Here is a 22,226-nt window from a genome sequence, read left to right on the forward strand (position 1 = left end):
CTTATTCGCCACCCGGGCCGCCACCACCCGGACCACCAAAGCCGCCACGCGGACCACCATCGCGAGGGCCACCATCAGGGCCGCCCGATGGGCGTGTGCCACCTGCAAAGTTTTGCAGCCTTAATGTAAAGGTTAGCAAGAAATACCTGCCCAACTTATTACTCTGTGTTTGGTTAATGTAGCTACCATTTTGCGTGGTGCTGTAGCCTGTATTCTGGTTAAACAGATCGAAAGCCGATAAGCGCAATGCGCCAACGTTTTGTTTTAAAAACTTCTTCTCTACATAAGCATTTAAAATGTTAGGGTTGGTTGCACCTGTATAATTATAGTACATGGTGCGGGTAAAATCGTAACTCAGGGTTACTGTTTTGTTAAAGTAGTTTTTACCGTTCAGGCCTACGGTTAGTGTTTGCAGGTTGTTGGCCAGGTTATTTTGCGTTAATGAGTTGTTAATACCTGTAACACCATAACTGGTACTTACCTCGGCATCAATAACATCCTGTATGCTGGTGCGGAATTTAACGCCTTGCGTAACATTGATGGCTTTGGCTATGTTTTGCTCGGTAGTCATTACGTAGGTTGTTGGCGCTACATTGCTGATATATGCTATGTTATTGCTGTAGCTGATGTTCCCATTAAAACTCAAGGTATATTTACGCTCCTGGAAAGGTTTTGAGTACACATAGTTACCCGATGCCATATAAAAACCACCCGCATTTAAATATTGGGTAAGCGTAGTACCTTGCAGCTTAGTATTTGGCGTATACGTTTGCGGGTAAGTAATGGTGTTAGCCACTATCTTATCATTAGTTTGGGTGAATTGTAAACCCGCGAACAATACATTACCGGTTTGAAAATCGAACTTATTATAACGTAACGATAGGTTATTGTTAAACTCCGGTTTCAAATCGGCGTTACCTTGTACCGGGTACAGGCTGTTCGAAAAATCGGTTACGGGTTGTAATTCACTGTACGTTGGCTGGTTGCTTGCACCGCTATAGTTAAAGTTAAAAGATTGGTTGCGCGATACATTGTATACAAAGCGTGCCGTTGGTGCAAAGTTATAGGTAGTTACACTTGTATTTACACCTGTTTTAGCTGAGTAGCCGCTCAGTACAGCAGGCTGGAAAGCCATACCTAAAGTGTAGTTATATTTTTGTTCGATAAAGCGGTAGTTAAGCCCTATCCTGTTGGTGATAAAATTGAAAGCGTAATTGTTACTCAACAGATCATAATGATTGCGCGAGCCTGAGGTAGCAAGGGTATCGTTTTCCTTATCGGATGTGGTGTGGGCGTAATGATAAGCGTAATTCAACTCCAAATATGATGTTTTGCTTAATGGCTCCAGGTATGATACTGCCGCGCCCACGCTATCCAGTTTTACATCGGTGCTTATCAATTGATTGGCTGGCGCACTTGCCGAACCCGCAATGTAATTATAAACCGGATTTTGTGTTTGCGTCAAAGCGGTTGAACCGGCGCTAACGTTAACGCTCAGGTTACGGCCCCTTGTCATAAACTTATGGTTAAACAATACATTAGCCCCTACATTTGGCGAGCTTGAGTTTAAAGTAGAATTTAAATTATAGTTACTTAGCAATGCACCACTGCGTGTAAGCAAACTTGTTTGCGCTGCCGAGGTATTGATACTTGCATAAGTTAGCGTAGGCACTATTTTTAAATAATTAAGGGTATCCATCTTATACTCAATATTCAGGTTAAAGCGATGGTTGGCTTTTTCATCAGTTTGTGTACTGCTTAAGCTATTGATGCTTGGTGTTGTTAACGATGTATTGTTTTGAGTGGTTGAACTGGTAGTGTTTACCGTGTTATCAGAAAAGCTGTAGCTGCCATAAACAGATATTTTTTTACCCCACTGATCGCGATAGTTTAAACCTGCCGAGCGGGCCGCGGTAATACCATTACCACCGGTAGATGTACCGCCTCCGCCACCACCGCCGCCCGGGCCACCACCACGGGGACCGCCACCGCCAAAGGTAAACAGGTTGGTATTTGTGTTGTTCAGGTTAGCTAAAGCCGCTATCTGCTGGTCGCCATTAAATTTGAATAATGAACCTGAACCCAGGTAACGGTTGGCTTCATTTTTACCCAATATGGCATTTTGCGCATCCGCGCCTTCGCCTGCGTTAAGCTGGCCAAAGTAGCCATAATTTTTATCAGCCCTTATGGTAATGTTTAATATCTTTTCAGGATCGCCGGTTTTAACGCCGGTAAGGTTGGCCTGGTCGCCGTAGTCATCAATGATCTGTACATTTTGTACAATATTGGCAGGCAGGTTTTGTGTGGCGGTTTTCACATCGCCACCAAAAAAATCTTTACCATTTACACGCACTTTGGTAATGCTTTTGCCCTGTGCGGTTACATTACCGTTTTTATCAACATCAACCCCCGGCAGTTTTTTCAGCATGTCCTCAACCGGCGCGCCATCCTGTACTTTGTAGGCGGCGGCGTTAAACTCTAAGGTATCTTCTTTCATCTTCACCGGGATAACGCTTACAATATTTACCACATCAAGTTGTGTGCTGCTGTTTTTCAATAAGATAGTACCCAACGAGAACGAACCCGTTGCCGGGGCGCCTGCAAATGTTTTTTGATAAGTGGTATAACCGATACCCTTAATACGAATTGTAAAAACAGGTTGGCTAAGGTTTTTAAAAATGAATATGCCATCCATACCTGTACTCATCGAGAGGCTGTCTTTGGCCGTTAACATGGTAACAGTAGCTCCCGGTACGGTAAGGCCGGTGGTATCTTTAACCAACCCGTTTACGGTGTAGCCTTGCTGGGCAAAGCCCCGTTGTGCTGTAAAAAGCATTGCGATAATTAATAATTTTTTGAACATATCCTTTGGTGTTTGCGTGATCAATTGTTTTACTATGGCTCAAAGAAAAGGTGTATTTGCGGGCCTGAAAAACACGATAGACCATTAGGAAGAAGTAATCGACCATTGAGCCAAAACGACAAAAAAAGGTTAAAAAAAAACTTACTATTCCCGCTATATCATGCCTCATCGGTTAAAACCGCCAAATGGTCGATAGGGAATACGATTTTGACGATCAGGCAAATGATGATCGTTTTTGTATCTTTATCATTGTTGAAAAACACAGCTCATGAAACTATTGAACAGGAATAACATATATATTTTAGTACACGCTTTCTGCTGGCTTATTTTGGCATTGGGTGTGCTCTACTCGCATCCAAACAGCCCCGATATTACCATTACCAATGGCTTTTGGATAAGACAAACCGACCTGCTCATCATCCTGATGGGGGTATTTTACTTTAATTATTATGTGCTTATCCCAGGCCTGCTTATCCGCCGTAAGGTGATCATTTACATTTTGGTGGTGATAGCCTTATTAGTTGGCGTTACCTGCCTCAATAGCTTTATCAACAGCACATTTCATCTTAATCCTTTTGTGTTTAACCATCCACGCCCGGAGCATAATGGCCCCGGCGGCCCGGGTGGCCACCGCGACCGCCACGGACCGTTTGGATTTGAAACCTATGTACCCGGCCTGAACCTGTTGATGATAGGATTGGGTATCACCATCAGCTTTATACAAAAATGGCAGCAGGAGGTTAACCTGCGCCAGCAACTGGAACAGGAGAAAACAGCAACAGAATTAACACTGCTCAAAGCGCAGATCAATCCGCATTTCTTTTTCAATACGTTGAATACTATTTATTCATACACGCTGTCGGATGGAGATATTGCGCGCACGGCCATTACCAACCTGTCAAAAATGATGCGTTATGTGCTATATGATGCTGCAGGTTTACAAACGCCTTTAAACAAAGAGATAGCTTTTATTAAAGAATATGTAGAACTGATGAAACTGCGCATAAGTGCTAAAACTACCGTATTGCTGCAGGTGCAGGAAGGCATGGGCAACGCTATGATAGCACCAATGCTGTTTTTACCTTTTGTAGAAAATGCTTTTAAACACGGCGTAAGCGGTGTTACCGAAGGGCAGATCAGCATCTGGATAATACATACTGCCGACAAAGTTGAGCTGATTGTGAGAAACACCGTTTACGAAACCCGCCGCGAAAGCGAAGACGACAGCAATGGTATTGGCATACTAAACACCACCCGCAGGCTCGACTTGTTATACCCCGAAAAATATACCCTTACTGCCGGCCTTGTTGCCAACTCGGAATACGAGGTTAAACTAAAACTAACGTTATGATATTAACCTGCATAGCTATTGATGATGAACCACCTGCGCTGGAACTATTGCGCAGGTTTATACAACAAACGCCCTTTTTAAAGCTTGTGGGTAGTTTCTCCAACGCTATTGAGAGTTTGCGCTTTATCAGCGAAAACGAAGTTGACCTCATATTTTCGGATATACAAATGCCCGACCTGAGCGGAATTGAGCTGGCACGTATCCTTTCGGGGAGAAATATGGGTAAGGCACCATCTATTATTTTTACTACCGCATTTGACCAGTTTGCTTTAGAGGGCTACAAACTTGATGTGATAGATTACCTGCTAAAGCCTTTTGGCTACGAGGACTTTTTGAGGGGTGCGAATAAAGCCCTCAATCTTTCTTCGCGCAAAGCAACGATAACAACACAGGCCGAACCTGTTGCTGTAAAGGAAGACGAATACATTTACCTGAAAGTAGAGTTTCAAACGGTAAAAATAGCTTGCGCGGATATTACCTATGTTGAAGGTTTGAAGGATTATGCCAAACTGTACCTGATCAATCCCGAAAGAACCACCCTATCGCTCATTACGTTAAAGGCGCTCGAAGAAAAGTTACCCAAAAGTAAGTTTATGCGTATCCATAAATCAACCATCGTATCGTTGGATAAAATAACCGCTGTAACCAAAAACGCGGTTTATATTGGCAAAACGATGTTCCCGGTATCAGATCAGTACAAAGATGAGTTTGCAGGTTTTGCTGAGCGTTGGCGGTAATAACACTTATACTAATTAACCACCTGCGCAATTTCACTTGCCGGTAACGTAAACTTAAACGTTGTACCAACATCAACAGTACTGTCAACAACAATGGTACCGCCATGCTGGGTAACAAAATCGCTCACGAGTAACAAGCCGAGGCCACTCCCCTGCTCATTATTTGTGCCTGTAACAGATCTGTTATTTTCTCTGTTAAACAGGTTGTCGCGCACTTCGTTACTCATCCCTATACCCGAATCTTCAATATATACACACACCATATCATCTTCGTGTTTTGCATTGATGATAACACTGCCACCATTAGGGGTATATTTTATGGCATTTGTAACCAAATTTTGAACTATAGACCGCAGCATTAATGAATCTGCCTTAACACATAGGTTTTCAAATATCTTATTTTTTAGTTTTATGTTCTTTTCTACCGCATTTTGCTTTAGCAGTTCCAATGCAGCTTCAACGCCATCAATCAGCCGGATACTTTCGGGATTAAAACTTACTTTCTGGCTCTGTTTTTTAGCCCAGTCAATTAACTCATTCAATTGGTCGAGCAATTTGTTTGATGTACGATGAATGATATTAGATAGCTGCTTAACCTGGCCCGCGCTTAGCTTATCCGGGGCTTCATTCAATTTTTTGGATGAAGCCAATAATGCCGTGAGCGGATTCCGCAGGTCATGCGATATCACGGATAAAAACTTATCTTTTGATAAATTAAGTGCCTGTAACTCTCCGTTAAGGGTTTCCAATTCTGTAGTGCGCGCCAAAACACGTTGCTCCAGTTCCTGGTTAAGTTTCATCAGGTCCTGGTTAATTACCTGCAGCTTTTCTTCCTGTTTTCTTAATAACAGGTTCTTTTTATGCAACTCGGCAAATACAGCTACTTTAGATCGCAGCACATCGGGGTTAAATGGTTTTCTAATAAAATCCACCGCCCCGGTTTGGTAACCTTTAAACATGGCAGCTTCTTCATAATCGTGAGCTGTGATAAAAATAATAGGGATATGCTTGAGCCTGTCGCGCTCATAGATCAGTTCGGCAGTTTCATAGCCGTCCATTATGGGCATTTTCACATCCAGCAATATCAGCGAGAAATCCTCCTCTTTCAACAATATTCTAAGCGCCTCCCGGCCCGAGTTTGCCCTGAAGAAAAGATAATTCCCTTTCTCCAAAGCAACCTCCATCGATAATAAGTTATTCTCATTATCATCAACCAACAGCAGCTTTACAGGTATACCGCCCGTTGCTCTTTTATTTACCATTTCTACTTAATTAGCCATACCCGCATTAACGATAACAACTGATCTGTTTTAACAGGCTTAGTGATATAATCTGACGCGCCTGATGAAATACATTTCTGCCTGTCGCCAATCATCGCCTTGGCTGTTACGGCTATAATAGGCAAATTTTTGTGGCGCGGTTCTTTACGTATCATTTGTATGGTTTCGTAACCATCCATTTCGGGCATCATAATATCCATCAATACAATATCAATCTTTTTATCGTTATTTAATATCTCCAATGCTTCCCTGCCACTTTCGGCTGTTATCACATCTATGTTCGAGCGCTCAAAAACTGCGGTCAGCGCAAACAGGTTACGTACGTCATCATCAACTACCAATACCTTTTTAGCATCCAACACATCGGTAGTTATCCTGGTATTGTCAATCATTTTAAGCTTGCTTTCGCTAATGTATTTCTTATCGATGTGCAACAATACCAGTATCTCTTCGAGCAGATGAATGTGCGAATCGGGCGTTTTGGTAATGATCTTATGGTTCAGTCGTTTCAGTTGTATCAACTCATCCTGCGTAAAATCGCGTGCTGAATGTAATATCATGGTGGTTTGTTGCTGCTTTAACAGGTTGATCCTGTTGATGAGGTCGAGACCATTGGCATCGGGCAGCACAAAATCCAGTATAATACAATCGAACATTTCTTTCTTCAATACCGATAGTGCCTTTTTAGCCGTTGTAGCACCAAAAACTTCAACCTTATCGCTCGATAGCAGTTCGGATAAACGTTGCAGTTCATTTTCGTTATCTTCTATTACCAGCACACGCTTTTTAGCATGATCATGAAACTGAACAATACCGCTTATCAACTCATCAAGCGAAGTATTGGATAGAGGTTTAAGACTAAATGATTTTGCACCAAACTTGAGCGCCATTATCTTGTTGTCTTCGCCCGATATTACATGTATAGGTATATGGCGCAGGTTGATATCGGTTTTTAACAGTTTCAGTATTTTCCACCCATTTGATTCAGGCATATTTACATCGAGTGTAATTGCTATCGGGTTGTATTTAATAATACTGTCGAATATTTCGAGATAGCTTATCGCTACGACAACCTTCACATCAAAATCATGCGCCTTATCAATTAATATCTTGGTAAAACGTATATCATCCTCTACCACCAGCAATACTTTGTCTTCGGCAACAATATTGTGGCGGTCGTCATCAATCACCAGTTCGGCGGTGTCTATCAGGTTAGCGCGCAGATGCTGTACAGGGTAGTTTTCCTTAACTTTTACCGGTATAGATTTCTCTTCTTTATATTTTAATGGCAGGTACAGTGTAAACGTACTACCCTTACCTAACTCGCTGCCTACAGTAATGGTACCACCCAATAACTCGGCGAAACCCTTACTGATGGACAAGCCTAAGCCGGTACCACCGTATTTACGGCTTGTTGAACCTTCTGCCTGCTGGAATGCTTCGAATATGATACCCTGGGTGTTTTTGGAGATACCTATACCCGAATCTTCTATAGAAAACGCGATAACGGATTCATTATCGCTAAGCGGGTTCTCCTGGCCAGGGGCCGGTTTGAATATGCTTAATTTAACACGACCTTTCTCTGTAAATTTAAAGGCATTGGAAAGCAGGTTTTTCAGGATCTGATTTAAACGCTGCATATCCGTTTCCATCAACTCAGGCAAACCATCCTGTATCTCGATCTCAAATTTAAGGTTCTTGGCTTCGGATATTGGCTTGAAGGTAGACTCTGCAAAGCCCGTGATCTCTTTAAAACTAACCGGCATTACATCAGCCGCGATAACGCCCGACTCGATCTTAGAAAGGTCGAGAATATCGTTGATCAGCTGGATCAAATCATCACCGCAAGAGTGGATGGTTTTGGCAAACATCCGTTGTTTCTCCGTAAGGTTACCTTCCGGATTCTCAAACAGTTGCTGTGCCAATATGAGCAAACTATTTAACGGTGTACGCAACTCGTGCGACATGTTGGCCAAGAACTCTGATTTGTATTTGGAGGTAAGCGTTAACTGTTCAGCTTTTTCTTCCAAAGAGCGGCCCTTATCATGCAGCTCATCATTCGCGCGCCTTAACTCTTCCTGCTGAGCTGAAAGCTCACCCGCCAGCGATTGTGATTGCGATAGCAATTCCTCGGTACGTGTATTGGTTTCGATGTTGTTGAGTACGATACCGATACTTTCCGTTAACTGATCCAAAAAGTCGATGTGGGTATCGCTAAAGTTTTCGAAAGATGCCAACTCGATTACCGCTTTTACGTTGTTCTCAAAAAGTACGGGTAATATTACCAGGTCAACCGGTGCCGCGCTGCCAATACCCGAACTGATCTGCAGGTATTCGCCCGGTACGTTAGATAGCCTGATGCGTTCTTTATCAGTAGCACATTGGCCTACCAGACCTTCGCTTAATGAAAATTCCTGGTCTATCAGCTTACGACTCTTTTGCGCGTAACCTGCAAATAGTTTCAGTTTTGGTTCATCAGCAAGCTCAGGCTGTTCTAATATATAGAACGCGCCGTAACGGGCATTCACCAGCTCTGCAAGTTCTGATAGTACTTTGTTTGCCACCGCGTTCCTGTCGCGCTGGCCCTGCAGCATCTGCGCGAATTTGGCTAAGTTGGATTTCAGCCAATCCTGCTCATGGTTACGCAAGGTTGTGCCTTTCAGGTTAGCGATCATCTGGTTAATGGTATCTTTCAAGGCCTCCAACTCGCCCTTCGCATCCACACGGATGGTTCGGGTTAAGTCACCTTTGGTTACAGCCGATGCCACTTCGGAAATAGAACGTACCTGTACCGTTAAGTTTTGTGCCAACTGGTTCACGTTCTCGGTCAAATCCTTCCAGGTACCCGATGCGCCCGGTACACTGGCCTGGCCACCCAAACGGCCCTGCACACCCACCTCACGCGCCACCGTGGTTACCTCATCGGCAAATACGGCAAGAGTATCAATCATTTCGTTAATGGTATCCGTCAACTGCGCCACCTCACCTAAAGCGTTAATGGATAAGCGTTGTTTCAGGTTTCCTTTCGCGATACCGGTTGCTACCTTGGCTATACCACGTATTTGCCCGGTTAAGTTGGATGCCATCTGGTTTACCGAGTCGGTCAAATCCTTCCAGGTACCACCCACACCTTTCACGTGCGCCTGGCCACCCAGTTTACCTTCTGTACCTACCTCACGCGCCACACGCGTTACTTCGGATGCGAAGGAGTTGAGCTGATCTACCATGGTATTGATGGTATTTTTTAGATCCATGATCTCGCCCTTTACGTCGATGATTACCGTTTTGGATAAGTCGCCACTCGCTACGGCTTTGGTCACCTCGGCAATGTTACGTACCTGCGATGTTAAGTTGGACGACATCTGGTTCACCGAATCCGTTAAATCCTTCCAGGTACCCGCAACACCCGGCACAAAGGCCTGGCCACCGAGGTTACCATCGGTACCCACCTCACGGGCCACACGCGTTACTTCGGATGCGAAACCGCGCAGCTGATCCACCATCGTATTAATGGTTTCTTTCAATTGTAGGATCTCACCCCGTACGTCAACCGTAATCTTTTTGGACAAGTCACCATTCGCTATCGCGATAGATACATCCGCTATATTTCTTAATTGGGCCGTTAAGTTACCGGCCATTTTATTTACCGAATCCGTTAAATCCTTCCATGTACCATCCACACCCGGCACATTGGCCTGGCCGCCAAGCTGCCCTTCGGAGCCCACCTCACGAGCCACACGCGTTACTTCAGATGCGAAACCGCGGAGCTGATCCACCATCGTATTAATGGTATCTTTTAGTTCCAACAACTCGCCTTTGGCATTTACCGTGATCTTACGGGATAAATCGCCCTTTGCCACCGCTGTTGTTACCTCGGCAATGTTACGTACCTGCGAGGTTAAGTTATCGGCCATTTTATTTACCGAATCTGTTAAATCCTTCCAGGTGCCACCTACACCCGGTACGTTGGCCTGACCACCTAATTGCCCCTCAGAACCTACCTCACGCGCCACACGCGTTACTTCGGAACCGAACGAGTTGAGCTGATCCACCATCGTGTTAATGGTAATCTTCAACTCGAGCATTTCTCCCTGTACGTCAACCGTGATCTTTTTGGATAAATCACCTTTTGCCACCGCCGTAGTTACTTCGGCTATATTACGCACCTGGCCGGTTAAGTTACCCGCCATCTGGTTTACCGAATCCGTTAAATCCTTCCATGTACCACCTACACCCGGCACATTCGCCTGCCCACCTAATTGACCTTCGGAACCCACCTCACGTGCCACACGCGTTACTTCGGATGAGAACGAGTTGAGCTGATCCACCATCGTATTAATGGTATTCTTTAACTCCAACAACTCGCCTTTCGCGTCCACCGTGATCTTTCGGGATAAATCTCCCTTCGCCACTGCCGTGGTTACACCCGCAATGTTACGCACCTGGTCGGTAAGGTTACTACCCATCTGGTTCACCGAATCAGTCAGGTCCTTCCATACACCACCTACTCCCTTTACACGTGCCTGACCTCCCAGCTTACCTTCGGTACCTACTTCGAGCGCCACACGCGTTACTTCGGACGCGAAGGAGTTGAGCTGATCCACCATCGTATTGATGGTTTTCTTCAACTCGAGCATCTCCCCTTTTACGTCAACCGTAATCTTTTTGGATAAATCACCATTTGCTACCGCTGTTGTTACACCCGCTATATTACGTACCTGCGAGGTTAAGTTACCCGCCATACGGTTTACCGAATCCGTTAAATCCTTCCATGTACCCGCAACGCCCGGCACCTTCGCCTGGCCGCCGAGTTTACCCTCGGTGCCCACTTCGAGCGCCACACGCGTTACTTCGGACGAGAACGAGTTGAGCTGATCCACCATTGTATTGATGGTATTCTTCAGCTCCAATATCTCACCTTTCGCTTCCACCGTGATCTTCCGGGAAAGGTCACCCTTCGCCACCGCCGTTGTTACCGCCGCTACGTTACGCACCTGGGCCGTTAAGTTACCGGCCATCTGGTTCACCGAATCGGTCAACTCGGCCCAAACACCTGCTACACCTTTAATTTTTGCTTGCTCACCCAGTTTACCTTCCGAGCCTACCTGCCGCGCTACCCGGGTTACCTCCATCGAGAAAAGCTGCAGTTTGGAAAGCATTTGGTTGGATTCCTTCGCGATACGCAAAAACTCACCTTTTAAAGGGTGTCCTTTTATCTCTAAGGGGATATGTTTTGACAAATCGCCATTGGCAACCGAGTTGATCATACCCGCGATCTCGAGGGTTGGCGAAGTCAAATCTTCTATCAGGTTATTTAAGGAAGCAACGCCCCCGGCCCATTCGCCTTTGGCATCGGGCATTTCAATACGTTTAGAGAGGTTACCTTTTTTACCGATGGTAATCTCGGCTGATGATATTTCGGCAACCAGGCGCTGGTTCATTTCGATAATATCATTTAATACCTCACAAATACGGCCATTTATTCCTGCTTGCGTAACAGGCATACGAACATCAAGCTTTCCGTTTTTAACCAGCGAAAGTACTTTTAGTAATTCTTTAGTATCGAGCGACTCTTGGCTGTCGATATCAAAATCGGGCTTTTTTTTAATGGCATTATCAAGTAAATCCTGTTCCATGGTTTAGCGGTTAGGTATCAAAAATTGTGATAATATTAATATAACGCCTTGCGGCGCTGCAAATCAGACTAATTGTAAATAGCATTAAATACCTAATATTGTATTTGTCGGGAATACGCACTAAAAACATTAAAACAATGTTTTTATAAATAGGTTTTAACGAATTTATTTTTTTTAAGTTTTGTTTTGGATAGTATATATGCGGATCGTGCGCATTAGGGATGGATTTCAGGGCTTACAATTTCCCTTAGTGAAACGGTAGAGCATTATAAATCCAAAGAAGAAAATCTCATTCATAACAAAAAAGGCGATGAGTTGTCATCGCCTTTAATCATTAGTCCTTGATATATTATTGTATAATCACCTTCACTGTTTCTATATGCCCGGCATCTTCAATAGTTAAAACGTATTCGCCGGGGATTGGCTTATTGTTTAGCCTTACCTGGTAAATGTTATCGGCAGTGGCCTTAACATTTGTTTTAAAGATATTTTTTCCGGCAACATCTATGATATTTAAGTTGTATTGGGTACCGGTATAACCGTTAAGCTTCAGGTTGATCAGTCCCGATGAAGGGTTAGGGTAAACTATCGCTTTTTTAACACCTGTTTCGGTAGATGCAGGGTCGGTTACAGTGGTTCCGCTGCCAGCCGGCAGCGTGGAAGCAAAAATAGGTACACCCGATGCTGTGGTTGAAACTACTACGGTAACTTTGCTGGTATAGGTACTGCCATCAGATCCGGTAACGGTAAAATTGAAAGAGCCTAAACCGGTAAAATTAGTGGTTGGTGTAAACTTAGCGATACTGCCGGTAAGCGTTACCGTACCATTTGTGGCGCCGCTTACGCTATAGCCTGGCGAAACGCTGCTAAAGCCACCTGCAAATATGGAAAGATCAACATTTACAAAGTTGTTTTTGGTGGTTGACGCATGAGGATCTGCAAGCCAGTTGATATAACGCTCAATGTTGGCATAGCCATCTCCGCCAATGGTCATGGCATCGTTAACAGATGTGCTTAGTCCGTTGGCTGTTTCCCAAAAATCGGGCATACCATCATTATCGGTATCGGTTGGTTTTGTACCCGATGAGATAGTTCCGTAACCGTTGTTGCCTAAACCGGTTTGAGTTTGACTGGTGTACAATGAGCCATCGGGTCCTGTGGTGCCCGCGCCGGTACCTGTAGTACCTGATCCTATGGTTTTAACCTGACTTATCACTAAAGCATCAACCTGGTCGCGCGGCAGCGCACCCGCCCTTGATACCGAGTACCTGAAAGCGGTTTGCGTATTTAAAGGCGTTACGGTAGTTGTTAAAGGCGACCATGGTGATGTTAATATGGTGCCAGGCCCCTGGTACCAATATGGCGTTGTTGTTGCTCCGTTAAGCACGCCGTCATTATTGTTATCCTTTAAGTTGCCGCTGTAGTATATGGATTGGTTTTTATCCACCTGGTACCAGGTATTATCAGTACCTGCCGAGGCCGGGCCAAATACAAAGTAATTGTTTACAATATCATGCTTAAAATTGGTGCTGGTATGCGTGGTATAACCCGCAGAGCAGTTGTACAACACATTATTAACAAAAATGGTGTTCACCTTAGCCAGCGGGTTGCGGTTATGCGAGTTGGCGAAGATGTTGTAGAACCAGGCCCAGTTGCCATTTACAGCTTCGGTGTGCGCGCCAAATTGCTGGCCGGTAGGGTTGGCAATGATACAGTTTTGTACCGTGATGTTATCAACGGGATGGTTTTGCCAATCGTCGGTAACGCCGTCGATATTATTCCAAGGGGCAAACGCGAGCGAGGAATGATCCAGGATCATGTTAGTGCCCCGGTAAAAGCTAACCGCGTCATCTGTGCTGCTGGCGGTTTCGCTGCCCGGCCGGATGCGGATGTAGCGGCAAATGATGTTGGTGATGCTGGCAAAGCCAATTTCGCCGCCCTTAAAGCCGATGCCGCCGCCAGGTGCGGTTTGGCCTGCTATGGTAATATTGCTTTTAACCGATACCGCGGTTAATAAGCTGATATAACCGCCAACATCAAAAACAACAATACGGTTTGATACACTAACAGCATCGCGGAACGACCCGGCACCCGAGTCGTTAAGATTGGTAACGTGGTACACCGTACCTGTACGGCCACCGGTGGCGTATCGCCCGAAACCGAGCGCGCCGGGAAATGCCAGCGTTTGCGCCTGCAGGCAACTGCAACTAAATAATAGCATTGCCGAAAGCAATGTTTTTTTGGGAGTTTTTAATAATAAAATGTTTCTCATAGGTAGATGGTTATTGGTTAATAATTATAAAATATAATAGATACCTGTATATAACAGGATGCTTTAGATCCAATAAATTGGTAATCAATTGTTTTAAATAACATGGCGCGGCAACGTGAAAGGAAACGGCAGCTATAATTGGTTATGATAAATGTATAGATGTTATTTATTTATGATATTAAAAAATTGACATAAGTATTTTAAAAATTGGTACATGGAATAATATTATATAGTGAAAGATTGTTGGCGACATGGACGGGGAAGGATGCGTGATATTGGTTATGTGTTATGCTTCGGGGATTGCAAATCCCCGGGTATTAAGGTCGAGGATTATAAATCCCGACCAACATGGTTGGCTAGCTATCGCTGAGATGGCCACGCTGCCGCTCGCCATGACATGATGGAGAAGTACCTGCTTTTCTAAAACAAAAACGGACCATAAGTTTTGGCTTATGGTCCGTTGAGGGTATGTTTTGGGAGATGGGCTTAAACGCCCAGGTCTTTCATGATATCATCTATCTTGGTATCCAGTTGCTTTTCGGTTGCGTGGAATGCTTCCTTGCTTGCCAGTTTGGTAGTTACGCTGCAATAGAACTTGATCTTTGGCTCGGTGCCTGAAGGGCGGGCAGATATGATGCTGCCATCGGCAAGGATGAACTGCAATACATCTGACTTAGGCAGATCGATAGGCTTTTTGGTATTGCTGTTCAGGTCGGTCTCTACGCTGAACTCGTAATCCTTTAAGGCCGCTACTTTAATGCCTCCTAAAGTTGAAGGCGGGTTTTCGCGGTATTTTTCCATCATGGCTTTGATCTCGGCGGCGCCGCTCTGACCTTTTTTGGTTACCGATATGAGCTTCTCTTTGTAGAAACCATATTGCAGGTACATATCAATAAGGGCATCGAACAGGCTGCTGCCTTTGTCCTTGTAAAAGGCTGTCATTTCGGAAATAAACGCGCCGGATACGATGGCATCCTTATCACGCACCAGTTCGCCGATAAGGTAGCCGTAGCTTTCTTCGCCGCCGCCAATAAAAGTGGCTTTGCCTTGCAGCTTGGTGATCAGCTCACCAATGTATTTAAAGCCTGTTAAAGTATTATAGCAGGTAACGTTCTTCGCTTTCGCGATCTCGTCTATCAGGTTTGATGTTACGATGGTTTTAACAATGTATTGTTTGCCATCCAGCTTTCCACGCTCCTGCCACGCGGTAAGCAGGTAGTTGATGAGTAAGCTGCCGGTTTGATTACCGTTCAACAATACAAACTCGCCTTCGCTGTTTTTAACAGCTATACCTACGCGGTCGGCATCAGGGTCGGTTGCTAATACCAGGTCTGCATCAACTTCTTTGGCCTTTTTAAGGGATAAGGTGAGCGCTTCTTTCTCTTCGGGGTTTGGATAAACCACCGTAGGGAAGTTACCATCCGGGGTAGCCTGTTCTTCAACAATGATCACGTTCTCAAAACCAAATTGCTTTAGGGCTTTTGGCATTAAGGTGATACCTGTACCATGTATAGGCGAGTAAACGATCTTCAGGTCTTTTTGGCGTTTGATGGCATCCGGAGATACCGATAGCGCGGTGATGGCATCCAGGTAAAGCTTGTCTATCTCCTCGCCTATCAGTTCAATATTGGCATCCACGCGGTCAAACTTCACCTCGTCAATACTACTGATGGCCGCTACTTCGTCCATTACCGCTTTATCTTCGGGCGATACGAACTGGCCGCCATCAGCGCCGTAGGCTTTATAGCCATTGTATTCTTTAGGGTTGTGCGAGGCAGTTAACATTACACCGCTCTTACATCCCAAATGGCGCACCGCGAAAGATAGTTCGGGTGTTGGGCGCAGGGCGCTGAAAAAGTAAACGTGGATACCGTTTGCCGAAAACACTTCGGCAGTGATGTTGGCAAATACATCAGAGTTGTTACGGCTATCGTGCGCTATGGCAACTTTGATCTTTTCGCCGGGGTATGTTTTTTTAAGGTGATTGGCCAAACCCTGTGTTGCCGAGCCAATGGTGTATTTGTTGATGCGGTTTGAGCCCGGCCCCATAGTGCCACGCAAACCACCGGTACCAAATTCAAGGTCGCGGTAAAATGAGTCGGATAGTTCGGTAAATGCTTTGTCGTCAAGCATTTTTTGTATTTGTTGCTTTACATCGGCATCGTAATTGCCGTTAAGCCATGTGTTTACTTTCTGAAGAACAGAAGGGTCTAATTCCTGCATGTTATGTTATAATTAGTTGATAGTTGTATGAATATTCTTGCTTATAACAAATATGGTAATAAAAAGGATTTAGCCATCAGAAAAATAAAATATTAGGTGTTGTTGATGTCGGATGTTCGATTTCGGATTTATTATTCCCGTCCCCGCAGGGTCCTCTGCGAGAGACCCTGCGGAAACTTCAAATAAATATCAAGCCATCTGATTAAAATTTGACAGACATTGCTTTACCGGTATATGTAACTCGCTTATCAATTTTTAGGGCTTCGCCACCGCCGTTGCCATGGGAAGCATCAACCAAAACGATATTGAACTGCCTTGATTTGAGCATACCTGCGAAAGTACCTTTTGTAGGCGATATGGTAAGTTGCTTTGCCCTATCGTTCCAGTTAAAGGTAAGGGTTGAAAAATGGCCCTTTTCGTAATTGTAGTTATCGTTCTCATCTTCATACAACTCAAAACTACCATTGGCACCGGGGTAAATCCGTAGCTCGATGTTTTTGGCTGGCTTTTGAGTGGCGTATTCCATGTCCTCTCCAATCGGAATAATAGAGCCGGCTTTGATGTAGAGCGGGATGGTATTCAAAGGTGTTTCAGCCGCGATGGTTTGTCCGCCATTATACAGTTGCCCCGTCCAGAAATCGTACCATAGGCCAGTCCCGGGAAGGTAAACATCGCGGGTATGTTTATTGGCCGAGGCGTTTTTACCTGAGTATAATTGCTCGGTAACGGGGCTCACCAAAAATGCCGGGCCGAACATATACTCGTCGGGTATACCGTAGGCGTTTTGATCTGTCCTGAAATCGAACGCGAGGGAGCGCATCATGGTGTAATTGTTTTGGGTTACATGTCCCGCAAGGGAATAGATATAGGGCAAAAGGCGGTAGCGCAGCTTGTCGTAACTCAACAGCGTAGCCTTGGTTTCGTCGCTCCAGTTTTTGGAGAAGAGGGCACGCTCGCCTTTGCCGTGGATACGGAAGATGGGGCAAAACACACCGAACTGGAACCAGCGTGTAAACAGCTCCTGGTTTTCGGGCAGCGACCAGTTAGCGGCCTTCCAATTGAGGTGATAGCCACCGATGTCGGATGTCCAATATGGTATGCCCGATGCACAGGCATTGATGGCCTGCGGCACCTGGCTTTTAAAGGCCGAGAAGGTGCAGGTAATATCCGACGACCAAAGCGTTGTGGCATTACGTTGTTGACCTGCAAAGGCTTGTCGTACTAAAAAGAAGGCCCGCTTGTTCGGGATATCGGTTCGCCAGCCTTTGTATAGTCCTTTGGTATGTTCAAGGGAATAGGTGTTAAAATAATCGATGCCTTTGCCCGGGGCAAAATTATCTTTGCGGCGTTCATCCAATAGTGCGCCGTTGTCGGGTTCGCATTGGTCAACCCACCAGGCATCCCAGCCGTAGCGTTTTACTAAACTGTCGCGGGCTTGTTGCCAGTACAGGTCGCGCGCTTTGGGGTTGTGGGCATCATAATAGGTATCGAAGGTGTGGGTAACTACGTTATCCCAGGTAATATTGGTTAAGCCGCCCATTTGTTTCAGCGCATCGTAGTTCGGCGTGCCTTTGCCAAATACCGGCCAGATGGATATCATGGCGTGGATATTGGCTTTGTGCAGGCTATCAACCATGGCTTTTGGGTTTGGGTAGCGTTCAGGCTTCATTACATGCGAGCCGATAGGCAGCGGGTCCCAGTAGTACCAGTCCTGCACAATGGCATCAACCGGGATATGGTTATTGCGGTAGTTATCCTTAACGGAGATAACTTCCTGCTGGCTCATGTACCTGTCCTGCGATTGGAACAAGCCGAAGGACCATTTTGGGAACATGGGCGCTTTGCCGGTTGTGGTACGGTACAGATCGATAATATGATCGAAATCGGGGCCATAAAAGAACCAGTAGTTTACCTGCTTACCGCTTTCGGATACGTATTTGAATTTGGTATTGCTGTCTTCGCCACCATAAAAATTGGAGGCCGAATAATTATCCCATAACAAGCCAAAGCCTTTGGTTGACAGTAATACAGGTATAGCGCCGGTGAGATATTTGATAGCCATATCCTGGTTGCGGCCCTTGTAGTTTATAGAGCCAACATCTGTAGGGTGGCAGCCTAAGCCGTACAGGGCTTCATCCGCAGGTGAATTGAAGGTGGTACTGCAAGCGTAAGTATCTATCCCGGCAACGGTTTGCGGCTGCATTGCTTTGCCTTCAATGGCGTTTTCGGTGGTGATGAACTGGTCGGCTGAATTGAGATAGGAAACAGAATTGGTTTCTACATCTACCCGTAGGGTTAGTTTAAGGGTTTTAATAATGATAAAGCCACCTGCTTTGCTGACGGTGAACTTTACAGGCGATTTGAAGGCATTATTAACCACCAGCGAATTTTCGGGTTGGAATGTTTTGAGCGTAGTGTATTTTACCTGGACGATATCATCGCGGCAGATGCGGATCTTCATTAGTCCCTTATCTAAGACGAAGGTGACGCCATCAGCTTCGGTTTTTGATTTGATGACGGACGAGAAAGCAGCATCTGCACTTAAAAACAGAACGGCTGCAACAAGCAGTACTTTAACCTTTTGCATGTTATAAAATTATAGGGCTTTTAAGTTTGATGGCATCAGATGAAGTGCCTACCAATACCTCGAACTTACCGGGTTCCAATATCCATTGCTTTTTGGTTTCGCTATAGTATTTGAAGGCATCGGCATTGAGTTTCATTGTGATGGTTTTTGATTCGCCCGGTTTGAGGAATACTTTTTGGAATGCCTTTAATTCCTTTTCGGGACGCTTTACCGATGAGTGGTTATCATGCACATAAAGTTGTGCAACCTCTGCTCCCGCTACCGTACCTGTGTTTTTCAGTGTAAAGGTTACTGTAGCTGTCTGGTGGTTTTTAGCCGTGCTGATATTACTGTATTTGAAATTGGTGTACGATAAACCATGCCCAAAAGCGAACTGTGGCTTAACGTTATACGTATCAAAATAGCGGTAACCTACATAAATATCCTCGTTATATTTTACATCCGTACCATCGCCGGGGAACTCGCCTAATTTGTGCGCGGGTGAGTCTTCGAGTTTTACGGGCCAGCTTACGGTGAGCTTGCCCGATGGGTTAACTTTACCCAGTAGTATTTCGGCTAAAGCGGTGCCACCTTCCTGCCCCGGGTAGCCTACCTGTATCACAGCTTTGGCGTCATTTACCCATTGCGAAACATCGATAGGTCCGCCGCCATACAGTATTACGACGGTGTTTTTATTGGCTTTGATCACCGCTTTGATCAGTTCATCCTGACCAAAAGGCATGTTCATATCAGGTTTATCAATACCCTCGGCATCGTAAGCGTTATCGCTCCATTTGGTGTAATCGTAGCCATGTGTCCAGCCGCCGACAACAATTGCCATATCTGATTTTGAAGCGGCTTCCGCAGCATCCCGTATCATTTTATCATCTGCTTTAGCACCGCGTGTGATGGCATAACCTTGAGAATAGCTGATAGCCAGGTTACCTCCCGATAACTTCCTTAATCCCGCCAAAGCGGTAACCTCGTACTTAGGGCGTATCTGTGAGCTGCCTCCGCCAAAGGCATTTGGCCTGTCGGCATTAGCGCCAATCATGGCTACCGACTTTACATTTTTAAGCGGGAGGATATTATCGCTGTTCTTTAACAGGATAATGCCCTCTTCGGCAACTTTTTTGGCTACTTCGGCATGGGCCTTCGTTGCGTATTCGCCGGGAGTGCGCTTATCAAACATGTGGGTTTTGAACATGATGCGCAGGATGCGGCGCACCTTATCATCAATAACAGCTTCTTTAACTTCGCCATTTTTAACTGCTGCCAAAGCCGGATCGCCAAAGAAGAATTTGTTGTAGTCTTTATCGCCTTTCATATCCAGATCGGTACCCATTTCAATATCGGCACCGCCAAGCAGCGCATCTTTTGTGGTATGGATGGCGCCCCAGTCGCTTATCATAATACCTTTAAAGCCCCATTCGCCTTTCAATACCCGGTTAACCAGGTAATCGTTATAAGTACAATACTCGCCCCTGAATTTATTATAAGCTCCCATAATGGTATTGGCATTGCCTTCGGTTATGGCGGCTTTAAAGCCGGGCATGTAAAGTTCGCGCAAAGCACGCTCGCTCATTAATACATTGATACCGCTACGTTTTGTTTCCTGGTTATTGGCCAAAAAGTGCTTTACGCAGGCCGATATACCCTGATCCTGCACGCCTTTAATATATCCTACCACCATTTTTGATATGAGGTACGGGTCTTCGCTCATGTACTCAAAATTACGGCCGTTTAACGGTGTACGCATAATATTGATACCGGGACCAAGGATAACATCCTTACCGCGGTACTTCGCCTCGCTGCCTAATACGGCGCCAAAGGAATAGCCTAATTTAGGGTTCCATGTTGAGGCGAGTGTAATGCCGGTAGGCAGATAGGTTGATGAATCGTTCCCTTTATTTTGCAAGCTCCAACCGCGGCCATGCTCGGGGCGTACGCCATGCGGGCCGTCGGACATAGTGAGTTCAGGGATACCCAATCTTTTTACACCTGTAGATGTGAATGAAGAGTTACCGTGGATCATCCCGATCTTCTCTTCGAGTGTCATCTTTTTGATGAGCGCGGTAATTTTTGCCTCGGTTATGGCATCTTTTTTTTGCTGTGCCGAAATTTTGCCTGTGATAAAAAATAAGGTGCAAAAAGATATTGCAAAACTTACAACGCGTTTTCTCATTACGGGTATTATTGGATTATGGTTTGGTTTATGCTGTAAAGCTAAACTTTTAGCTATCAATATCAACGTAACTGTTACAAAAAACAGGTTTTAACCTTATTGATAAATTCGCATCTTTACCACTCAAACATCAACAACAAATAACATTTATTTATGGCAAAGGTAATTTTGGTAACGGGCGCTTCATCGGGTATTGGTTTGGCATGCGCAACAGCATTGCAGGCAGCAGGGCATATTGTTTATGGCTCGGCACGCGATGTAAAACGTATAAGTGGCTCTTTCAAACCTATCCAACTGGATGTTACAGATGATGCATCGGTAAAAACAGCTATCGATACCATAATAAAAGCCGAAGGCAAGCTTGATGTATTGGTAAACAACGCCGGTAACGGTGTAACCGGCCCGGCCTACGCTATGCCTGTTGAAAGTGCAAAACAGCAATTTGAAGTTAACTTTTTTGGCGTAGTGCGCATGTGCAGCGCGGTATTGCCACACATGATAGATGCTAAACAAGGCCTTATCGTTAACATCAGTTCGTTAGCCGGATTGTTTGGCTTGCCTTATCAAAGCATGTACGCGGCATCAAAATTCGCTATTGAAGGTTACTCCGAAAGTTTGCGCATGGAGTTATTGAACACCGGAGTAAAAGTATCGTTAATTAACCCCGGCGATTTTAAATCCGATTTTACCCAAAACCGCGCTAAAGTATCTTTCTCACTAAAAAACGAAGCGCTGGAAAAAGAATATAACGCCGCTGTTGCCGCTATGGAAAAAGATGAAAGCGTGGGCTCTGACCCGGCTCTGATAGGCAAAACATTATGCAAAATAGTTGATGCATCAAACCCTAAACACCGCTACCTGGTGGGTAAATTTGACCAAACGATGGTGCCGACGCTGAAAGCCATTTTACCGGGCGGTTTGTTCAATAAGCTAATGAACGATCATTACGGGATAAAATAGGCCTCATCTTATTTTTATAACACCCCAACGAGTATCTGTAAAATTATTTACGGTCTGTAAAGGAGTATTTGCAAAAGGTTAGCCATGGTTAGCCTTTTTGCACATTTGTAGCATACAATCATAAATTGTTAACTTGACAGTTATTATTTTTTA

At 45.0% G+C, this 22,226-nt stretch carries 10 protein-coding genes; 3 read left to right on the forward strand and 7 right to left on the reverse strand.

All coding sequences use genetic code 11. From position 1 onward, the window contains the following. Nucleotide 1: 1 nt before the first annotated feature. The gene (locus KXQ82_RS09625) at nucleotides 2-2,863 is read right to left on the reverse strand and encodes a TonB-dependent receptor (RefSeq protein ID WP_219487986.1); all 2,862 of its coding nucleotides are present in this window, start codon (nucleotides 2,861-2,863) and stop codon (nucleotides 2-4) included. 268 nt (nucleotides 2,864-3,131) lie between these two features. Between KXQ82_RS09625 and KXQ82_RS09630 the strand changes: the two genes are divergently transcribed. Then, nucleotides 3,132-4,214, forward strand: coding sequence for a sensor histidine kinase (locus tag KXQ82_RS09630; protein ID WP_219487987.1), 1,083 nt, complete (start codon nucleotides 3,132-3,134; stop codon nucleotides 4,212-4,214). Then, a complete protein-coding gene (locus tag KXQ82_RS09635; RefSeq protein ID WP_219487988.1) occupies nucleotides 4,211-4,951 on the forward strand; it encodes a LytR/AlgR family response regulator transcription factor in 741 nt (246 codons plus the stop codon). Before KXQ82_RS09630 ends, KXQ82_RS09635 begins: the two co-directional genes overlap by 4 nt. 11 nt (nucleotides 4,952-4,962) lie before the next feature. Here KXQ82_RS09635 and KXQ82_RS09640 read toward each other — a convergent pair whose 3' ends face one another. From KXQ82_RS09640 to KXQ82_RS09665, 6 genes are all read right to left on the reverse strand, one after another. After that, complete coding sequence (locus tag KXQ82_RS09640) at nucleotides 4,963-6,213, reverse strand: hybrid sensor histidine kinase/response regulator (protein WP_219487989.1); 1,251 nt, start codon at nucleotides 6,211-6,213, stop codon at nucleotides 4,963-4,965. Nucleotides 6,214-6,215: 2 nt separating this feature from the next. Further along, on the reverse strand, nucleotides 6,216-11,867 hold the full coding sequence (locus KXQ82_RS09645; protein WP_219487990.1) for a HAMP domain-containing protein: 5,652 nt from the start codon (nucleotides 11,865-11,867) through the stop codon (nucleotides 6,216-6,218). A 349-nt stretch (nucleotides 11,868-12,216) separates the two neighbouring features. Next, a complete protein-coding gene (locus tag KXQ82_RS09650) occupies nucleotides 12,217-14,139 on the reverse strand; it encodes a T9SS type A sorting domain-containing protein (protein ID WP_219487991.1) in 1,923 nt (640 codons plus the stop codon). Between the two features lie 486 nt (nucleotides 14,140-14,625). Then, entirely contained in the window at nucleotides 14,626-16,362 is a 1,737-nt protein-coding gene (locus KXQ82_RS09655; protein WP_219487992.1) for a phospho-sugar mutase, read from the reverse strand. 202 nt (nucleotides 16,363-16,564) lie between these two features. Then, a complete protein-coding gene (locus tag KXQ82_RS09660; protein WP_219487993.1) occupies nucleotides 16,565-18,949 on the reverse strand; it encodes a glycoside hydrolase family 31 protein in 2,385 nt (794 codons plus the stop codon). Between the two features lies 1 nt (nucleotide 18,950). Beyond that, entirely contained in the window at nucleotides 18,951-21,113 is a 2,163-nt protein-coding gene (locus KXQ82_RS09665; protein WP_219487994.1) for a glycoside hydrolase family 3 C-terminal domain-containing protein, read from the reverse strand. Nucleotides 21,114-21,266: 153 nt separating this feature from the next. On the opposite strand from KXQ82_RS09665, the gene KXQ82_RS09670 reads away from it, so the two are divergent. Then, complete coding sequence (locus tag KXQ82_RS09670; RefSeq protein ID WP_219487995.1) at nucleotides 21,267-22,073, forward strand: SDR family oxidoreductase; 807 nt, start codon at nucleotides 21,267-21,269, stop codon at nucleotides 22,071-22,073. The last annotated feature ends 153 nt before the right edge of the window (nucleotides 22,074-22,226 follow it).

Source organism: Mucilaginibacter rivuli (assembly GCF_019391655.1).
GTDB classification, from domain to species: domain Bacteria; phylum Bacteroidota; class Bacteroidia; order Sphingobacteriales; family Sphingobacteriaceae; genus Mucilaginibacter; species Mucilaginibacter rivuli.